Annotated in this window: 21 protein-coding genes; 17 read left to right on the top strand and 4 right to left on the bottom strand. The window is 61.2% G+C overall.

What is annotated here, in order from left to right; translation table 11 throughout:
- Positions 1 to 48: 48 nt before the first annotated feature.
- From rimO to G3256_RS15215, 4 genes are all read left to right on the top strand, one after another.
- A complete protein-coding gene (gene rimO / locus G3256_RS15200; RefSeq protein ID WP_169641627.1) occupies positions 49 to 1,422 on the top strand; it encodes a 30S ribosomal protein S12 methylthiotransferase RimO in 1,374 nt (457 codons plus the stop codon).
- 74 nt (positions 1,423 to 1,496) lie between these two features.
- On the top strand, positions 1,497 to 1,739 hold the full coding sequence (locus tag G3256_RS15205; protein WP_169641628.1) for a CDGSH iron-sulfur domain-containing protein: 243 nt from the start codon (positions 1,497 to 1,499) through the stop codon (positions 1,737 to 1,739).
- A gap of 105 nt (positions 1,740 to 1,844) precedes the next feature.
- Positions 1,845 to 2,252, top strand: a complete 408-nt coding sequence (locus G3256_RS15210) for a hypothetical protein (protein WP_246227645.1) — start codon at positions 1,845 to 1,847, stop codon at positions 2,250 to 2,252.
- Positions 2,249 to 2,665, top strand: a complete 417-nt coding sequence (locus G3256_RS15215) for a thiol-disulfide oxidoreductase DCC family protein (protein ID WP_169641629.1) — start codon at positions 2,249 to 2,251, stop codon at positions 2,663 to 2,665. Before G3256_RS15210 ends, G3256_RS15215 begins: the two co-directional genes overlap by 4 nt.
- On the opposite strand, the gene G3256_RS15220 is transcribed toward G3256_RS15215, so the two are convergent.
- Entirely contained in the window at positions 2,666 to 3,391 is a 726-nt protein-coding gene (locus G3256_RS15220; protein WP_169641630.1) for a M48 family metallopeptidase, read from the bottom strand. It lies immediately after the preceding gene.
- A 127-nt stretch (positions 3,392 to 3,518) separates the two neighbouring features.
- Here G3256_RS15220 and G3256_RS15225 point away from each other — a divergent pair, with 127 nt between their 5' ends.
- Both G3256_RS15225 and G3256_RS15230 read left to right on the top strand, forming a co-directional pair.
- The gene (locus G3256_RS15225) at positions 3,519 to 3,746 is read left to right on the top strand and encodes a hypothetical protein (protein ID WP_169641631.1); all 228 of its coding nucleotides are present in this window, start codon (positions 3,519 to 3,521) and stop codon (positions 3,744 to 3,746) included.
- Between the two features lie 66 nt (positions 3,747 to 3,812).
- Positions 3,813 to 4,679 carry a branched-chain amino acid aminotransferase gene (locus G3256_RS15230; protein WP_169641632.1) on the top strand — a complete coding sequence of 289 codons (867 nt, stop codon included), beginning with the start codon at positions 3,813 to 3,815 and terminating at the stop codon, positions 4,677 to 4,679.
- Here G3256_RS15230 and G3256_RS15235 read toward each other — a convergent pair.
- Complete coding sequence (locus G3256_RS15235) at positions 4,665 to 5,075, bottom strand: BLUF domain-containing protein (protein WP_169641633.1); 411 nt, start codon at positions 5,073 to 5,075, stop codon at positions 4,665 to 4,667. The two genes, G3256_RS15230 and G3256_RS15235, sit on opposite strands and share 15 nt — an antisense overlap.
- Before the next feature lie 141 nt (positions 5,076 to 5,216).
- Between G3256_RS15235 and G3256_RS15240 the strand changes: the two genes are divergently transcribed.
- The 11 genes from G3256_RS15240 to G3256_RS15290 all read left to right on the top strand — a co-directional run bounded on the left by G3256_RS15240 (position 5,217) and on the right by G3256_RS15290 (position 14,470).
- Complete coding sequence (locus G3256_RS15240) at positions 5,217 to 5,672, top strand: universal stress protein (protein ID WP_169641634.1); 456 nt, start codon at positions 5,217 to 5,219, stop codon at positions 5,670 to 5,672.
- A 131-nt stretch (positions 5,673 to 5,803) separates the two neighbouring features.
- Complete coding sequence (locus G3256_RS15245) at positions 5,804 to 6,367, top strand: NifU family protein (RefSeq protein ID WP_169641635.1); 564 nt, start codon at positions 5,804 to 5,806, stop codon at positions 6,365 to 6,367.
- Positions 6,368 to 6,373: 6 nt separating this feature from the next.
- Entirely contained in the window at positions 6,374 to 6,820 is a 447-nt protein-coding gene (locus G3256_RS15250; RefSeq protein ID WP_484592908.1) for a GFA family protein, read from the top strand.
- A gap of 2 nt (positions 6,821 to 6,822) precedes the next feature.
- Positions 6,823 to 7,476: a tRNA (adenosine(37)-N6)-threonylcarbamoyltransferase complex dimerization subunit type 1 TsaB gene (tsaB, locus tag G3256_RS15255; protein ID WP_169641637.1), complete on the top strand. Its 654-nt coding sequence runs from the start codon at positions 6,823 to 6,825 to the stop codon at positions 7,474 to 7,476.
- Positions 7,473 to 7,922 (top strand): GNAT family N-acetyltransferase, encoded by a 450-nt coding sequence (locus G3256_RS15260; protein WP_169641638.1) that lies wholly within the window; start codon positions 7,473 to 7,475, stop codon positions 7,920 to 7,922. The genes tsaB and G3256_RS15260 overlap by 4 nt, the downstream gene beginning before the upstream one ends.
- Positions 7,923 to 8,039: 117 nt before the next feature.
- On the top strand, positions 8,040 to 9,044 hold the full coding sequence (locus G3256_RS15265; protein ID WP_169641639.1) for a BMP family lipoprotein: 1,005 nt from the start codon (positions 8,040 to 8,042) through the stop codon (positions 9,042 to 9,044).
- Positions 9,045 to 9,113: 69 nt separating this feature from the next.
- Positions 9,114 to 10,640: an ABC transporter ATP-binding protein gene (locus G3256_RS15270; protein ID WP_169641640.1), complete on the top strand. Its 1,527-nt coding sequence runs from the start codon at positions 9,114 to 9,116 to the stop codon at positions 10,638 to 10,640.
- A gap of 4 nt (positions 10,641 to 10,644) precedes the next feature.
- Positions 10,645 to 11,739 carry an ABC transporter permease gene (locus tag G3256_RS15275; RefSeq protein WP_169641641.1) on the top strand — a complete coding sequence of 365 codons (1,095 nt, stop codon included), beginning with the start codon at positions 10,645 to 10,647 and terminating at the stop codon, positions 11,737 to 11,739.
- Positions 11,739 to 12,707: an ABC transporter permease gene (locus tag G3256_RS15280; RefSeq protein WP_169641642.1), complete on the top strand. Its 969-nt coding sequence runs from the start codon at positions 11,739 to 11,741 to the stop codon at positions 12,705 to 12,707. The genes G3256_RS15275 and G3256_RS15280 overlap by 1 nt, the downstream gene beginning before the upstream one ends.
- 93 nt (positions 12,708 to 12,800) lie before the next feature.
- On the top strand, positions 12,801 to 13,712 hold the full coding sequence (locus G3256_RS15285) for a sulfite exporter TauE/SafE family protein (RefSeq protein ID WP_169641643.1): 912 nt from the start codon (positions 12,801 to 12,803) through the stop codon (positions 13,710 to 13,712).
- The gene (locus tag G3256_RS15290; protein ID WP_169641644.1) at positions 13,709 to 14,470 is read left to right on the top strand and encodes a TIGR02186 family protein; all 762 of its coding nucleotides are present in this window, start codon (positions 13,709 to 13,711) and stop codon (positions 14,468 to 14,470) included. Before G3256_RS15285 ends, G3256_RS15290 begins: the two co-directional genes overlap by 4 nt.
- Before the next feature lie 2 nt (positions 14,471 to 14,472).
- On the opposite strand, the gene G3256_RS15295 is transcribed toward G3256_RS15290, so the two are convergent.
- Together G3256_RS15295 and G3256_RS15300 are read right to left on the bottom strand one after the other, a co-directional pair.
- Positions 14,473 to 15,174 carry an SDR family oxidoreductase gene (locus G3256_RS15295; RefSeq protein ID WP_169641645.1) on the bottom strand — a complete coding sequence of 234 codons (702 nt, stop codon included), beginning with the start codon at positions 15,172 to 15,174 and terminating at the stop codon, positions 14,473 to 14,475.
- A complete protein-coding gene (locus G3256_RS15300; RefSeq protein WP_169641646.1) occupies positions 15,171 to 16,712 on the bottom strand; it encodes an ATP-dependent DNA helicase in 1,542 nt (513 codons plus the stop codon). The genes G3256_RS15295 and G3256_RS15300 overlap by 4 nt, the downstream gene beginning before the upstream one ends.
- Positions 16,713 to 16,775: the final 63 nt, after the last annotated feature.

A 16,775-nucleotide genomic window follows, 5' to 3' on the forward strand; every position in this document is an offset into this window, starting at 1 on the left:
TCACAGCGCCCCTTTCCGGAGCGCATCAACTACACTATAGCCCGGTGCATGAGCACCAATCCGCCAGACCTGCGCCCCGATATCGCGCCAAAACCCCGCATGGGTGAACCCGCCCGCGCCGGCCAGCCGACGATCGGGATGGTCAGCCTTGGATGTCCCAAAGCGCTGGTGGACAGCGAGCGTATCCTGACCCGGCTGCGCGCCGAAGGCTATGCCATATCGCCCGATTATGCCGGTGCGGACGCCGTCATTGTCAACACCTGCGGTTTTCTCGACAGCGCCAAGGCCGAGAGCCTCTCTGCCATTGGCGAGGCGCTTACCGAAAACGGCCGCGTGATTGTCACCGGCTGCCTCGGGGCCGAACCTGAATACATCACCGGCGCGCACCCGAAAGTGCTCGCAGTGACCGGGCCGCACCAGTATGAACAGGTGCTGGATGCAGTGCATGTTGCTGTCCCCCCCAGCCCCGACCCCTTTGTTGACTTGCTGCCCGCCCGCGGGGTCAGCCTGACGCCCCGGCATTTCAGCTATCTCAAAATTTCCGAGGGCTGCAATCACAAGTGCAAATTCTGCATCATACCGGACATGCGTGGCAGACTGCAGTCACGACCGGCGCACGCCGTGGTGCGTGAGGCTGCAAAACTGGTTGAAGGCGGCGTGCGTGAGCTGCTGGTTATCAGCCAAGACACTTCGGCTTACGGCGTTGATATCCGCCATGCCGAAGAGCGCGGTCACCGTGCGCATATCACCGATCTTGCTCGTGATCTGGGCTCTCTCGGGGCCTGGGTCCGCCTGCATTACGTCTATCCCTATCCGCATGTGCGACAGCTCATTCCGCTGATGAGTGAGGGCCTTGTGCTGCCTTATCTCGATATTCCGTTTCAGCACGCCCATCCGGAGGTGCTGCGCCGCATGGCGCGACCTGCGGCAGCAGCGAAAACTCTTGATGAGATCGCCGCCTGGCGTGATGTCTGCCCCGATCTGACGCTGCGCTCGACGTTTATTGTGGGCTATCCGGGTGAGACAGAAGCGGAGTTTCAGACCCTGCTCGACTGGCTGGATGAGGCACAGCTCGACCGGGTCGGATGCTTTCAGTACGAGAACGTCGACGGCGCGCGTTCAAACGCTCTGCCCGATCATGTCGCAGCAGAGGTCAAACAGGACCGCTGGGACCGTTTCATGGCAAAAGCGCAGGCGATCTCAGCCGCAAAACTGGCCGCGAAAACAGGCCGGCGCATTGAAGTGATTGTCGATGAAGTTGATGACGAGGCCGCTACCTGCCGCACGCAGGCAGACGCGCCCGAGATCGACGGGAATCTCTTTATCGACGAGGATTTTTCATCCCTGAAGCCAGGCGACATCGTCACGGTTGAGGTGGAAGAGGCCAGCGAATACGATCTCTGGGGCCGTGTCGTCGACTGAGACCGGCGACGGGGGATGCTTTTGACAGTACCGGATGTTAGGATCCGGAGCAGCCATAAGCCATGGAGTGACCGATGTCGGATGTACCAAAGATCGCGCAGAAAGGACCCTTTGCCGTCGATGTCACGGCGGGCAGGACCTATTTCTGGTGCACCTGCGGGCAGTCCTCAAAGCAACCCTTCTGTGACGGGTCGCACAGGGACAGCGCGTTTAATCCGGTGAAATACGTGGCTGAAGCGGATGAAAAGGTGTTTTTCTGCGGCTGCAAACGCACCGGCAATCCGCCTCTTTGCGATGGCGCACACAACAAACTCTGATGACAGCTGACAAAAACCGGCAGTGCCTGTTTGCGTCTGGTTGAAAATGTTCCCTATTTGTTCTATATCAGTTTCAACACTGACGTACAAACGGAGGAACGGACCATGTCCCTGCAACCACAGTTTCCCGGTTTTTTTGCTCCCGAGCAGGGTGCTTTGCCTTTGCATGCCCCGCAGCCAGGCAGTGACAAACAGATCCGCTATGCCGAAGCGCTGGCGAAACGCGCAGGCATTCCGCTGCCGAAGGGTCTTCTTGCGGACCGCCACCGCCTGTCGGACTGGATCGACGCACATAAACCGCAAAAACCCTCCGGCCGTTTTGCGGATTATCCGTCGTCCAGACAGGTGGCCTTTGCCGAGCGCATTTCGCGCGTCAGGCGGCGTGCGATTCCGGATGCGTGTTTTCGCGACAAGGCGCTCATGTCGGGCTGGATCGATGCAAACCGCCCGCCACGGGCAGGTTTGTCGCACCCGGTTGCAGCCCGCCGGCGGGGACCTAGCTCTGATGCATGAGCAACTCATCCGACCCCCGACTGCACGTTCTTTATAACGCCTCCTGCCCGATCTGCAGCCGCGAGATCGACCATTATGCAGCGCTCAGCACCACGCAGTCGCTGCCTCTCGCTTTTGACGATCTGAATGAACCGGACACTCTGAAGCGCTGGGGATTATCACGCGAGGTTGCTGCGAAACGGCTGCATGTGCGCAGGGAAGGCGTTGTGATCAGCGGTTTGCCCGCCTTTATCGCGATCTGGCGCGAAATCCCGCGCTATACCTGGCTTGCGCGGGTGGTGGGTGCCCCTGTCATCCGGACAGCTGCCGGGGCAGTTTATGATATGGTGCTCGCACCGCTGCTCTGGCGCTCCGACAGGATGCGGATGCGCCGGAACGGTTGTGACTCCGGGACATGCGCCCCGGAGAAATGATCAGAGGCCGGCCGCCGTACGGCGTACCGTTTCGATGCGCTGTGAATTCGGCGGGTGCGTGCCCAGAAAACGGTCACCGGGATCGGGAATTCGCGCAAAGAACTGCGCGCCGCGCAGCGGGTTGTAGCCTGCGCGCGCTGTGATCACAGTGCCAAGCGCATCGGCCTCCAGCTCAAAATCCTTGGAATAGGTCCGCGCGCCGACAGCAGCGCCCTGACGCTGCGCTGTCTCGATCACATCGGGGTTGCCTCCCAGCAACACGGCGAGACCCCCGGCGATGACGGCGCCTGCAACCGCATTCTGCTGCTGGCGTGCGATATGGCCCCGGATGTGATGCGCCGCCTCGTGCCCCATGACAAAGGCCATCTCATCGGCATTGCGCGCATCAGCGATCAGCGCAAGGGTGAAGGCGATGATGGGGCGTCCGGACTTATCGAGCGTCTGAAAGGCGTTAGGCGGCTGGCCCGGACGGTCGTCCACAAGAATACGGAAATCGCAGTTCACCTGCCGGGTTCTCGCGCGGCATTCACGCTCGGCCACGGGCTCGACTGTGCGTACCACCTGGGCAAAGCTGCGCCCTGCGGCACTGGCAGAAATCCGGGAGGCCGTAGAGGTTTCCGCCTGGGTCTGCTGGCGGGGCTGCGGTGCGGGCCCCTGTGTCGTTGTCACCTGGCACCCGGCAAGCAGCATCGCGACAAGGCAGGCGGCTGATCTTGTTACATTCATCCTTCGGCGTCCTTATGCCGTTACCATTACGTATCCGCTATATTAGGGCGTGCACGCGCAGACGCCACCCCGTGCTGCGTGCTTTGTCGCACTTGTCTGCGAAGGGACGTTATGTAAGCTGCCGTTTATGTTTACCATTGAGCACGAATTTGACGCCACTGTTGTGACCCTTGTCGACGAGGGCGCCGCCCCGCTTCTTGAGGATGTGACCGTACACGTCACCGAAAGCGATGTCCTGCTGAACCAGTATGATCCGCGCACTGACCAGGTCATTTCCGTCAGGTTATCGCCCTGCCAGTGGCGCGATCTGACCGCGGCCCTCAATCTGCCCGAGGGCGTTTACCGGGCAAAGTAACCGCAAGGCCCGTTGACCTGACCGGGTCGTCCTGTATTCCTGTGGCCGACAGCGGCGGAGGACAGCATGAGCACCGGCACAGATATCACCACATGGTTTGAAGGCCGGTGGCACAAAGGCGACGTTCCTGTCATGCGGGCTGCCGATCACGGAGCGTGGCTGGGCAGCAGTGTCTTTGACGGCGCGCGCATGTTTTCGGGCCGTGCGCCTGACCTGCTGGCCCATTGCGAGCGCGTCAACCGCAGCGCGCATGCACTGATGATAACCGCCACAATGGCACCGGAAGAAATGGTTGAGATCATTCGCGAGGGGCTCAAGCATTACGGCCCCGACGACGCGGTTTATATCCGGCCGATGTACTGGGGCATCCACGGGGATCTGACTGCCATTGTGCCTTCGCGCGATGAAACAGGTTTTGCGATCTGTCTTGAGCAGATCCCGATGGCACCGGCGGATGCCTCAACGACACTGGGCCGGACCCGTTTCCGGCGCCCGGTCCTTGAAGACAATGTCGTGGACGCCAAGGCCGGCTGCCTCTATCCCAACAATGCACGCATGCTCACCGAAGTCCGCGCGCGCGGCTTCGGCAACGCGCTTGTGGCGGATGCTATGGGCAATGTGGCGGAATCTGCGACGGCTAACGTGTTCATGGTCCGGGACGGCGAGGTTCTGACCCCGATTGCGAACGGCACTTTTCTGTCGGGGATCACACGGGCCCGGCACATCGCAAACCTGGCGCAGGATGGTACGCAGGTGCGCGAAAAAGTGCTGACTTTTGCTGACTTTGAAGCGGCGGACGAGGTGTTTCTTACCGGCAATATGTCAAAGGTTACACCGGTCACCGCATTTGAAGACCGGCAGTATCAGATCGGTCCGGTGACACGGCGGTTGCGCGAAATGTACTGGGACTGGGCCGCCTCAGAGACTCTGTGATTCAAGCGACATCGCCGACCGCACGAAAACCTCGCGGATTTCACGCGCCGATTTCTGCCTGAGCACCCCTTCTCGGATCTCATCAGGGGACCAGAGCCAGGTTTCGGCCGGATCGTGGTGCATCGCCCAGTCCGGGAAAAGACGTTCGTGCACTCTGGCTCTGACCAGCAGTTCGACCTCGGTGTGCCGGTCGTCATTGCTGATATGCTGAAAGACCTCCTCGACCTTTCCCGTCGGCCCTTCCAGCAGCTGCAGATAGATATCCGACCGGCAGATCAGCGCACCGGTGATGTTATAGCGGGCATTGCGCAGCCGCGCCGTGGCAAGAATTCCGGCAAGCACATCAAGGCTGTATCCGAACGGGCGCGAGGCATAAATGATCTGTTGCATCGGCATCGGCAGTCTCCTGAAACCATTTAACGCACAGCTGTTGTTTGCGCGGTGCCTCCCCTGTGGCATCCACAATAGCACAAAGAGTTTGCGATTGCGCCTGCCAATCGGAACCGCCATTATTGCGGCAAAAGGGGGCATCACATCATGCGCAAGTTTCTGGTCATCCTCGATGACAGCCGTGAATGCCTGAACGCCATGCGGTTTGCCGCCATGCGCGCGGCCAGAACCGGCGGTGGTGTGAGCATTCTTTCGATTATCCCGCCCGATGAGTTCAATCACTGGATCGGTGTGGGGGAGATGATGCGCGAAGAGGCGCGCGAGCGGATTGAAGTGCATTATGAGGTCTTTGCCAAGTGGATGCGTGACCGCCAGGGAATCGAGCCCGAGCTGATCATCCGCGAAGGTCAGGCAGTTGACGAGATAATGGCGCAGGTGCGCGAAGACGAAAGCATCGGGGTGCTTGTCCTCGGCGCGGGAAGTGACAAAAAGGGCCCCGGTCCGCTTGTGACGCATCTGTCGCGCATGGCCGGCGGGCTACCCATTCCGATCACCATCGTTCCGGGTGATCTGAGCAAAGAAAAGCTCGAAGCGATTACCTGACCGCGCACCCGGCTCCCGCCGCTCCGGCGCGGCCTCAGATGCACGGATACCTGTGCAGTTTAGAACGGTTCCAAACCTTGACTTAGCTTCGGTCAATCCGCATATCATATGCAACCTCAGGAGAGAGCAGAATGTTTATTCAGACCGAATCCACCCCGAACCCCGCAACGCTGAAGTTCCTGCCCGGACAGACCGTTCTGGAAATGGGGACGGCTGACTTCCCGACGTCCGAGACAGCGGATAAATCTCCGCTCGCGACGCGCATCTATGCCGTTGAGGGCGTTACCGGCGTCTTTTTCGGAACTGATTTCGTGACCGTGACCAAAGCCGAAGCGGTGGACTGGGATCATATCAAACCCGCCCTTCTGGGCGCCATCATGGAACATTTCCAGTCCGGTCAGCCGGTGATGGCGGGTGATCATGCGCCGGCCTCCGGTCATGCCGAACATACCGGTGAAGATGGCGCAATCGTGAGCCAGATCAAAGAGCTGCTCGACAGCCGGGTGCGTCCGGCCGTGGCGCAGGACGGCGGCGACATCACCTTCCACGGCTTTGACCGGGGAGTGGTCTATCTGCACATGCAGGGTGCCTGTGCCGGTTGCCCGTCGTCGACACTGACGCTGAAAATGGGCATCGAGAACCTTCTCCGTCATTATATTCCCGAAGTGACCGAGGTCCGCCCTGTCGCCAGCTGAGGCGGCATGACGTCTCAACCGCGTGATCCTGTCGTCACATGCCGGTACTGTTGCGGCACGATGACCGTGACCGCTATGGCAAAGCCGCAAACCGCTGTCAGGTGCCACTGCAGTGATGGCCTGCGCGTCACCGGTGCACCGCCGGCAGCATTTGCGGCACCTGCCTTTTCAGATTTGGCGATCCGGCCTGATCCCGATACGGGTTTTCGCCCGTCAGACTGCGTTGAACGCCGGTTCTGCGTAACCTGCGGCTCGCCGCTCTACGCGACCTGGGCGCATCTGCCGGAACAGATTTACATTCCCCCAGTCATTCTCAATGAGGCGACGGGCATAGCTCAGGAACTGCGTTGTCACTCGGACGCGGTACTGCCCCGGGTTTCGATGGACGACGGCGTGGAAAAGGTCTCCGCCTCTGGCAGGGAGACGCTGCGCCGCCCGCCGGGGCCGCTGTGATCATGGCCGGTCCGCTGACATTTGCCTTCGACACCTCGGGGCCTCACTGTGCTGCTGCATTGCTGTCGGGAGAGACGCTGGTCGCCGCCGCCTGCGAAGAGATGGCCAGGGGTCAGGCGGAACGCCTTATGGATCTCTGTGCAGAAGTGCTGCACGCCGGCGGCATCGGCTGGTCTGATCTCGACCGGCTTGCAGTCGGCATCGGGCCCGGCAATTTCACCGGGTTGCGGATTTCAGTGGCAGCGGCACGCGGCCTCGCTCTGGGGCTTGGCGTCCCTGCCATCGGCGTGAGTAATCTCGAAGCACAGGCTTTCGGATTTGACGGACCGGTTGTCTCAACCCTCGATGCCCGGCGCGATCACTTTTATCTGCAAAGCTTTGGCACGGCCGACCCTGTGGCGCCTGTGCTGTGCGACCTGGCTGCACTGCCGGCCGGTCTGAGGGGCACAGCGCCGCTTTGTGTCGGGCACCGCGCGGCGGAAATTGCAGAGCAGACCAGCGGCAGCATCGGCCGGCAAACGCTGCCGGTGGCAGAGACAATAGCCCGGGTGGCCTTCGCCCGGGGTGGTGACAGACACCCGCGCCCCGCCCCGCTCTATATCCGCCCTGCCGATGCGGCACCTGCGCGCGATAAACCACCGGTAATACTGTCATGACACCGGAAGAAGTCGCGCGGATCCACCAGGCCGCGTTCGCGCCGGACCGGGGGTGGCGTGCGGAAGAAGTGCGGGATCTGCTGCGCAACCCGCATGTTTCACTGCATACGGTCACAGGAGGCTTTGCGCTTGTGATGACCGTCGCCGGGGAAGCTGAGCTGATCTCGCTTGCCGTGCACCCTGAGGCACAGCGGGCGGGCCGCGGGTCGGAGCTGATGCACCTGTGGATGAACGGTGTCGATGCACACACGGCCTTTCTTGAAGTGGCGGCGGATAACACGGCGGCTCGGGCGCTTTATGAAGCACACGGATTCGCCGTTACAGGACGGCGTGCAGGCTATTACGCCCGCCCCGGGAGCCCTGCTGTGGACGCAGTGCTCATGAAGTCCGCGCTCAAAGCACGTAACGCGGCGGAAACGCCTGCGCCCGCGCCAGAAACCGGTTGACCCTGCCTGCGGTACAGGTCCTAATTTGCGCAGGATGAGAAAACATCTGCTCATATCGGGCGCTGCGCGTGATTTCCCGCGTTGCCGGCCCCAAAATCACAAACCGGGAGACACTGAATGACCCTTATGCAAAAATTCCTCGGCGCAAGCGCCACCCTGGCGCTGAGCGCTGGTGCCGCGCTGGCCGACCCTGCCCTGATCTTTGACCTTGGCGGCAAATTCGACAAATCCTTCAACGAGGCCGCCTTTAACGGTGCGCAACGCTGGGCAGAAGAAACAGGCGGAACGTTCCTCGAGATCGAACTGCAGTCCGAAGCACAGCGTGAGCAGGCTCTGCGCCGCTTCGCCGAATCGGGTGCCAACCCGGTCATCACAACAGGCTTCGCTTTTGCCGACCCGGTGAATGCGGTTGCCGGAGACTATCCCGACACCAAATTCGTGAACATCGACGGCTGGCTGCCGGAAGTGCCTGCAAACGTGCAGCTCATCGGCTTTCAGGAGCATCAGGGCTCGTACCTCGTGGGCATGATGGCCGCGATGGCATCTGAAACAGGCACTGTTGGCTTCATCGGTGGTATGGATATCCCACTCATTCGCCACTTTGGCTGCGGATACGCGCAGGGCGTGAAAGCCGTGAACCCCGACGCCACGGTGATTGCCAATATGACCGGCACGACACCTGCCGCCTGGAACGACCCGGTGAAAGGCTCAGAGCTCACCAAAGCGCAGATCAGCCAGGGCGCTGACGTGGTATACGCCGCCGCCGGTGGCACAGGCGTGGGCGTTCTGCAGACCGCGGCTGACGAGGATATCCTGTCGATCGGCGTTGACAGCAACCAGAACCACCTGCACCCGGGCAAGGTTCTGACGTCAATGCTCAAGCGCGTGGACGTCGCGGTCTATGAGACCATGAAGTCCGGCGGCGATGTTGAAACCGGTGGCTTTACCGTTCTCGGTCTGGCCGAAGACGGCGTCGGCTATGCGATGGACGACAACAACGCGTCGCTGGTGACCGACGAAATGAAGGCCGCCGTTGAGGAAGCCCGCGAAAAGATCATCTCCGGTGACCTTGAAGTCGTGGCATATTACGCAAACGACAGCTGCCCTGCACTGGACTTCTGATCCGGAGCGCAGCAAGGCTTAAAGCAGGCCACGCCACCCGGCGTGGCCTGTTCCGGATGGGGGTGGCAGATGGCCGATATAGCGCCGGCAATTGAACTGAAAGGCATATCCAAAGCCTTTGGCCCGGTTCAGGCGAACAAGGACATATCGATCCGTGTTATGCCTGGCACGATCCACGGCATCATAGGCGAGAACGGCGCGGGTAAATCCACGCTGATGTCGATCCTCTACGGCTTTTACAAAGCCGACAAAGGCGAGATTTTTATCGCCGGTAAAAAAACCGAAATCCCCGACAGCCAGGCCGCGATTTCAGCAGGCATCGGCATGGTGTTCCAACACTTCAAACTGGTTGAGAATTTCACGGTGCTTGAGAACATTATTCTGGGTGCGGAAGACGGCGGCCTGCTGCGCCCCTCGCTTGCCAAGGCGCGCAGGTCGCTGCTGGAGCTTGAACGGGAATACGGGCTGAACGTGGACCCTGACGCGGTCATTGAAGAGATCGGCGTCGGCATGCAGCAGCGCGTCGAGATACTCAAGGCGCTCTACCGGCGCGCGGATATTCTGATCCTCGATGAGCCGACGGGCGTACTGACCCCCGCCGAGGCAGATCAGCTTTTCCGCATCCTCGGGCGGCTGCGCGAGGAAGGCAAAACCATCATTCTGATCACGCACAAACTGCGCGAGATCATGGAAGCCACGGATACCGTGAGCGTGATGCGGCGCGGTGAGATGACGGCAACGGTGAAAACATCCGAGACTTCTCCGGCCGAACTTGCTGAGCTGATGGTCGGACGCAAGGTCCTGTTGCGCGTCGATAAAACACCCGCGACGCCGGGTAACGTGGTCCTGGACATCAGGGGCCTGAAAGTCGTTGATGATCAGGGAGTTGAGCGTGTCAAAGGCATCGATCTGCAGGTCCGTGCGGGCGAGATTGTCGGCATCGCCGGCGTCGCTGGCAACGGCCAGTCAGAACTGCTCGAGGTGCTTGGTGGCTATGCGGATGCGACCGGCGACGTCACTCTGAACGGGCAGCCGCTGGACCTGAGCGGCAGGCACTCCGACGGGCGTTCGCGTCGCACACGCGGCATCGGCCACGTGCCTGAAGACCGGCAGCGTGAAGGGCTGATCATGGATTTCGCCGCCTGGGAGAACACCGCCTTTGGCTATCACCGGTCAGAGGCCTATCAGTCGGGCATGCTGCTCAACAACGCCGCGATCCGCAGCGATACCGAAGGCAAGATGCAGCGCTTTGACGTGCGCCCGCCTGATCCGGCGCTCGCCGCCAAAAGCTTTTCCGGCGGCAACCAGCAAAAGATCGTGCTGGCCCGCGAGATCGAACGTAACCCCGATCTGCTGCTGGTGGGTCAGCCCACCCGCGGCGTCGATATCGGCGCCATCGAATTTATTCACCAGCAGATCGTGGCTCTGCGCGATCAGGGCAAAGCTATTCTGCTGGTCTCGGTAGAGCTGGAGGAAATCCTGGCGCTGGCGGACCGCGTGGCCGTGATGTTTGACGGCCATATCATGGGCGAACGCCTGTCTGCCGAGACGGACGAGAAAGAACTGGGCCTGCTGATGGCCGGTGTGGGGGGCTGAAGAGATGGATGTGGTTCCAAAGTGGGCTGAGGTCATTCTCGTGCCGCTCATCTCGCTGATCCTCGCGGCGATCCTTTCCGCGCTGGTCATTCTGGCGATTGGCGAAGACCCGGTGGCCGCGGTCAACCTGATGATCACGGGCGCGCTCGGCAGCACCTACGGCTGGGGCTATACCCTTTATTACGCAACGAATTTTCTCTTTACCGGGCTCGCGGTGTCAGTCGCTTTTCACGCGGGACTTTTTAACATTGGCGGTGAGGGTCAGGCGATGCTGGGCGGGCTCGGCGTGGCGCTGGCCTGCCTTCTGGTGCCCTGGCCGCACTGGACCATCGCGCTGCTGGCCGCGACCCTGGCGGCAGCGCTTTTCGGGGCGGCCTGGGCGGCCATCCCCGCGTATCTGCAGGCAAGGCGCGGCAGCCATATCGTGATCACCACGATCATGTTCAACTTCATCGCCGCTGCCGTTCTCAACTATGTGCTGGTCAATCTGATGCGCCCGGCGGGCAGTATGGATCCGGCCACTGCGCGCTTTCCCGAGGCAGTTCACCTGCCCACGCTGCATGACATCCTCGGTGTGGTCGGCATCGAATTCTCCAAATCGGCTCCCGCGAATGTAACCTTTCTCATCGCCATTCTGGCCTGCGTACTGGTCTGGCTGCTGCTCTGGCGCACCTGGCTCGGATATGAAATCCGCAGCTATGGCAAATCGGAATCCGCTGCGAAATACGCCGGCATCTCGCCCTTTGCCATCACCATGATCGCAATGCTGATATCCGGCGGGCTGGCGGGTATGATGGCGATCAATAACGTCATGGGCGAGGCCGAACGGCTGGTGCTGAACGCTGTCGAGGGTGCGGGTTTCATCGGCATCGCCGTGGCGCTGATGGGCCGCAATCATCCGTTCGGCGTGTTCCTGGCAGCGATCCTCTTCGGGTTTCTTTATCAGGGCGGGGCGGAACTGGCCCTCTGGACGTCAATCCCGCGGGAACTCATTGTCGTCATCCAGGCGCTGATCATCCTCTTTACCGGCGCGCTCGATAACATGGTGCGCATGCCGCTGGAGCGTCTCTTTCTGATGATCCGCCGGGGGAATGCCTGATGGATTTCCTCACTGTCATCCAGCTCCTCGACAGCACCGTGCGCCTTGCCACGCCGCTTCTGCTGGCCTGTCTGGCCGGGCTTTTTTCCGAACGTGCAGGCATTTTCGACATCGGGCTTGAGGGCAAAATGCTGGCGGCTGCGTTTTTCTCCGCCGCCGTGGCCGCCCTTACCGGCTCTGTCTGGGTCGGGCTGCTTGCGGGGATCGGGGCGTCGGTGGCGCTCAGTCTGCTGCACGGTCTGGCGTCGATCACCTTCCGCGGCAACCAGCTGATCTCCGGCGTGGCCATCAACTTTCTGGCCGCAGGTCTTACCGTGCTTATTGCACAGGACTGGTTTTCGCAGGGCGGACGCACGCCCTCGCTGATGGGTGGCGCGCGGTTTGAGCCGATCACCCTGCCCTTCGCCGATGCGCTGGCAGATGTTCCCTTCCTCGGACCTGTCTACGCCGAGTTGATCTCAGGCCATTCAATCCTCGTTTATCTCGCCTTCCTGACCGTACCGGTCACCTGGTGGGTTCTTTTCCGGACACGTTTCGGGCTGCGCCTGCGCGCGGTGGGTGAAAACCCGGCCGCGGTCGACACGGCGGGCGTCTCGGTCATCGGGCTGCGCTACGCTGCGGTGGTGATCTGCGGCGTGCTCTGCGGCATTGCCGGCGCCTACCTGTCCACCGCCCTGCAGGCCGGTTTCGTCAAAGACATGTCCGCCGGGCGCGGCTTTATCGCGCTGGCGGCCCTGATATTCGCAAAATGGCGGCCCTGGCACGCGCTTTATGCCACGCTGCTCTTTGGCCTTTTCGGGGCACTGGAAACCCGCCAGGATGTCATCACCGCCGTGATCGGCATCAAGGTCCAGGGCCAGGTGCTTGGCGCGCTGCCCTATGTCATGACCGTCATTATTCTCGCCGGTTTTGTCGGCAAAGCAATCCCGCCGCGTGCGGGCGGACAACCATACGTAAAAGAACGCTGACGGATAAGGCCAGTCTGAGGATTGCGTCAGTCCTGTTTTCTGCACAGCGGCAAGACCCATTGATTTTGAAGCCCGCGGGGCCTAACACAAGCCATGCAAATTTACCTGCCCATCGCCGAGGTTTCGGTCAATGCCTTCCTGTTGCTGGGCCTTGGCGGCATCGTGGGCGTGCTGTCCGGCATGTTTGGCGTCGGCGGCGGGTTCCTGATGACACCGCTGCTGTTCTTTATCGGCATCCCGCCTGCTGTGGCCGTTGCAACCGAAGCCAACCAGATCGTGGCTTCGTCTTTTTCCGGCGTGCTTGCGCACCTGAAGCGAAAGACGGTGGATCTCCGAATGGGCACAGTGCTGCTCATAGGCGGCCTCATAGGTGCCGCCCTCGGCGTCATTGTATTTAATTACCTCAAGGCGCAGGGTCAGGTCGATCTGCTGGTCAAGCTTTGTTATGTGGTTTTCCTCGGCATCATCGGCGGGCTGATGTTTTTCGAAAGCCTGCGTGCGATCCGCAACACCAAGCGCGGTAAGGCGCCCCAGCGCAAGAAACACAACTGGATCCACGGGCTGCCGTTCAAGATGCGCTTCCGTGTTTCGGGCCTTTATATCTCGGTCATCCCACCGGTTATCGTTGGCATCTGTGTGGGTATTCTCGCTGCAATCATGGGTGTGGGTGGCGGTTTCATCATGGTGCCTGCGATGATTTATCTGCTCGGCATGCCGACCAAAGTTGTGGTCGGCACTTCCCTCTTCCAGATCATATTTGTCACCGCCTTTACCACCATGCTTCACGCGACGACGAACTTCACCGTCGACGTTGTGCTGGCGGTTCTGTTGCTGGTCGGCGGTGTTATCGGCGCGCAGATCGGCACCAGGATCGGCGTCAAACTGAAAGCAGAACAGCTGCGCATCCTGCTGGCAATCATGGTGCTGGCAGTCTGCGGCAAGCTGGCACTGGATCTGCTGATCATGCCGGCCGAGCTCTATTCCATCGCGGAAGGGGGTCATTGATGCGCATCGCGGCCCTTCTTCTGGCACTGATCGCCGGCCTGCCTGTCCTGGCCGAAGAAGTGGTGCTTGGCCTGAGCAAGGATACGGTCTCGATCAATACGAGCTTTGACGGCTCCGAAATCCTGATTTTTGGCGCGGTCAAACGCGAGGCCCCTATTCAGGATGATCCGCGGCTTCAGGTCATCGTGACTGTCTCGGGCCCCGAAGAGACTTTTACCGTGCGCCGCAAGGAAAAACGGTTCGGCATCTGGGTGAACACCGACGCTGTCGAGGTCGACAGTGCGCCGAGCTTTTATGCTGTCTCAAGCAGCACGGTTCTGGGACTGTCCATCAGCGATACCGAAGATCTGCGCCACCGCGTTTCGATCCCGCGGGCGATCCGGTCGGTGGGCGCGCCCGATACCATTGCCGATGCCACCCGGTTCACGGATGCGCTGATCCGGATCAAATCGCGCTCTAACCAGTATCAGCTCAACGAAGGCACTGTCAGCGTCGATGAGCAGACGTTGTTTCGCACCGCCATCGAACTGCCCGCCGCCCTCACCGAGGGCGACTATCAGACCCGCATTTTCCTGACCCGCGGGGGTGAGGTGGTATCGCAGTATGAGACCAGCATTTACGTCCGCAAAGTGGGCCTTGAACGCTGGCTTTTCCGGCTGTCCCGGGAAAATGCGCTGATGTACGGCCTGATGTCGCTGGCCATTGCCATCGGCGCCGGCTGGGCGGCCTCGGCCGTGTTCCGGATGTTTCGGGCCTGAGCCTATCCGCGCCCGATATAGGGCATCGTTGTCGCCATCACCGTCATGAACTGCACGTTGGCCTCCGCAGGCATCTGAGCCATGTGCAGCACGGAACGCGCGGCGTTTGATACATCCATCGTTTCAGTGCCCGGCTGGGTCTTTTTCAGCTCTGCCAGCAACGCTGTTTCAGCGTTGCCGATATCGATCTGTCCGCAGGCGATGCCAAAGGGCCGCCCGTCCAGCGAGAGCGTTTTTGTCAGCCCGGTCACTGCGTGTTTGGTCGTGGTGTAGCACACCGAGTTCGGCCGCGGGACATAGGCCGAGAGCGACCCGTTATTGATGATCCGCCCGCCCTGCGGGTCCTGGCGGCGCATCTGCCGGAAAGCGAGGCGCGCGGCAATAAACATGCCGCCAATGTTGACGTTCATTACCTGAGTCCAGTCGTCCAGATCAATCTCGTCGATGGTGCCCGGTGTGCCGAAAAGGCCCGCGTTGTTGAAAAGCACATCAAGGTGCCCGAAGCTGTCAAAAGCCGCCTGCATTCCGGCAGCATCGGTCACATCAGCAGGCATCGGCACGGCGGTGCTGTAGCCTTCTGCCAGCGCCTCTAAAGGTTCGGACCGGCGGGCGATCAGCCCTACGCGCCAGCCCTCCTGAAGAAAGAGCTCAGCGGTGGCATGGCCGATACCGGAACTGGCCCCGGTGATGATGATCGATTTCATAGTGTTTCCTCCGGGTCGGGTTGAGACAGGGTAAGCGGTGCAGCCGGCACCGCGCGCAGATCGTCAACGCGCAGCGCGCCTGAGGGTTTGGCCAGCCGGTTGCGCACAACCCAGATCAGCCTTTCCTGCGCGCGGGTGATCGCGACATAGACAAGACGCTTCCAGAGCGGTTGCCCTGCCTCAGAGCGCCCCATACGCGCGGCGGCGTAAAGATCCGGCGCGAAGACCTGAACGGTATCCCACTGACTGCCCTGCGCTTTGTGGATCGTGACGGCCGCCCCGTGCAGAAAGGTGGCCCCCATGCTGGCGGCGAAGGGAATAAAGGGCTCTTCCTCACCGGGTTTTTCAATCTTTACGATGGAGGCGGCAGAGACCTGCGGGTCTTCGGCCCCCATCACATGCAGACGACTGAAACCGCGCTTGCGGCCTTCACCGAGGTAGATTACCTGCGCGCCTTTGATAAGACCGCGCGCCTCCAGATCGAGGCGTTTTTTGCGGTGTTTGAGCGGCAGTTCCAGCCCGTCGCAGATCAGCGGCTCTCCCTCCAGAAGCGAGTCCTCAGGGGCCCCGTGCACGTTGCGAAATGCGTTAATCAGCCGGATGCGCGTGGCGTTGCGCCAGACAAGCACCGGGCTGCGCGCCATCAGATCGACCTCGACCCGGCTGCCCCAGACCACCCGCTCATCGCGGGCGGCGGTTTCCTCAATCATGCGCTCAAACTGCTCAAACTGCAGGTCAGGATCCGAGAGTGCGTGGGCGAGATCAAGGATCGGGTTGTCAGCGTCCTGCCGGTGGATGCGGCTGAGGGTCAGCACACGTCGCTCTGGCAGCTTGTCGAACACCATGGTGCCTGACTGGTTCACCGGGGCCAGCTGCGCCGGATCGCCAAAAAGCAGCAGCGTCGGGAAAATCTCCTGCAGATCTTCGAACTGGCGATCGTCCAGCATGGAGGATTCGTCGATAAAGCCGATATCAAGCGGCTCTTCGCGGCGTTTCCAGCCGGTGATAAAATCTGACCCGCGCAGGCCGGCTGCCGCCAGCGCACCGGGGATTGACTTGTTGCCGGCGTAAAAGACCTCGGCCCGGTTGAGCGCTTCAGGCGTCAGCCCGTCGATCTCGGGCCGTTCACCGTTGCCTGCGAGCCACTCGGCGATGCGTTCGTATTCCGGGTCGTAGACCGGCGTATAAAGTATCCGGTGGATGGTCGTCGCGGGTACCCCGCGCAGGCGCAGAACGGACGCTGCCTTGTTGGTTGGCGCAAGGATCGCAAGCGTGCGTTTGTCCTTACGTTTGCGGCTTTCATAATCGCCCGAGACGACCTCGACACCCGCCTCCTGCAGCGCTTTGTAAAGCTCGGCCAGCAGCATTGTCTTGCCTGATCCGGCCTTGCCGGTCACCGCGAGAACGGAGGCATCGGTGCCCCTGGGCGGCATTAGCAACTGGTCATCCAGATTGACGCCGGCACTGCGCAAGAGCTCGGCAACGCTGTCATAGGCCTGGGCCTGGTCGTCGGAAAATGTAAGGGCGGGAACGGTCATGGCGCGACCCTACAGGCGGTCCGCGCCGGGGGCCAGACGTGTCGTACTGCAGCACCCCGCAGG

The organism is Roseobacter ponti (assembly GCF_012932215.1).
Classification (GTDB): domain Bacteria; phylum Pseudomonadota; class Alphaproteobacteria; order Rhodobacterales; family Rhodobacteraceae; genus Roseobacter; species Roseobacter ponti.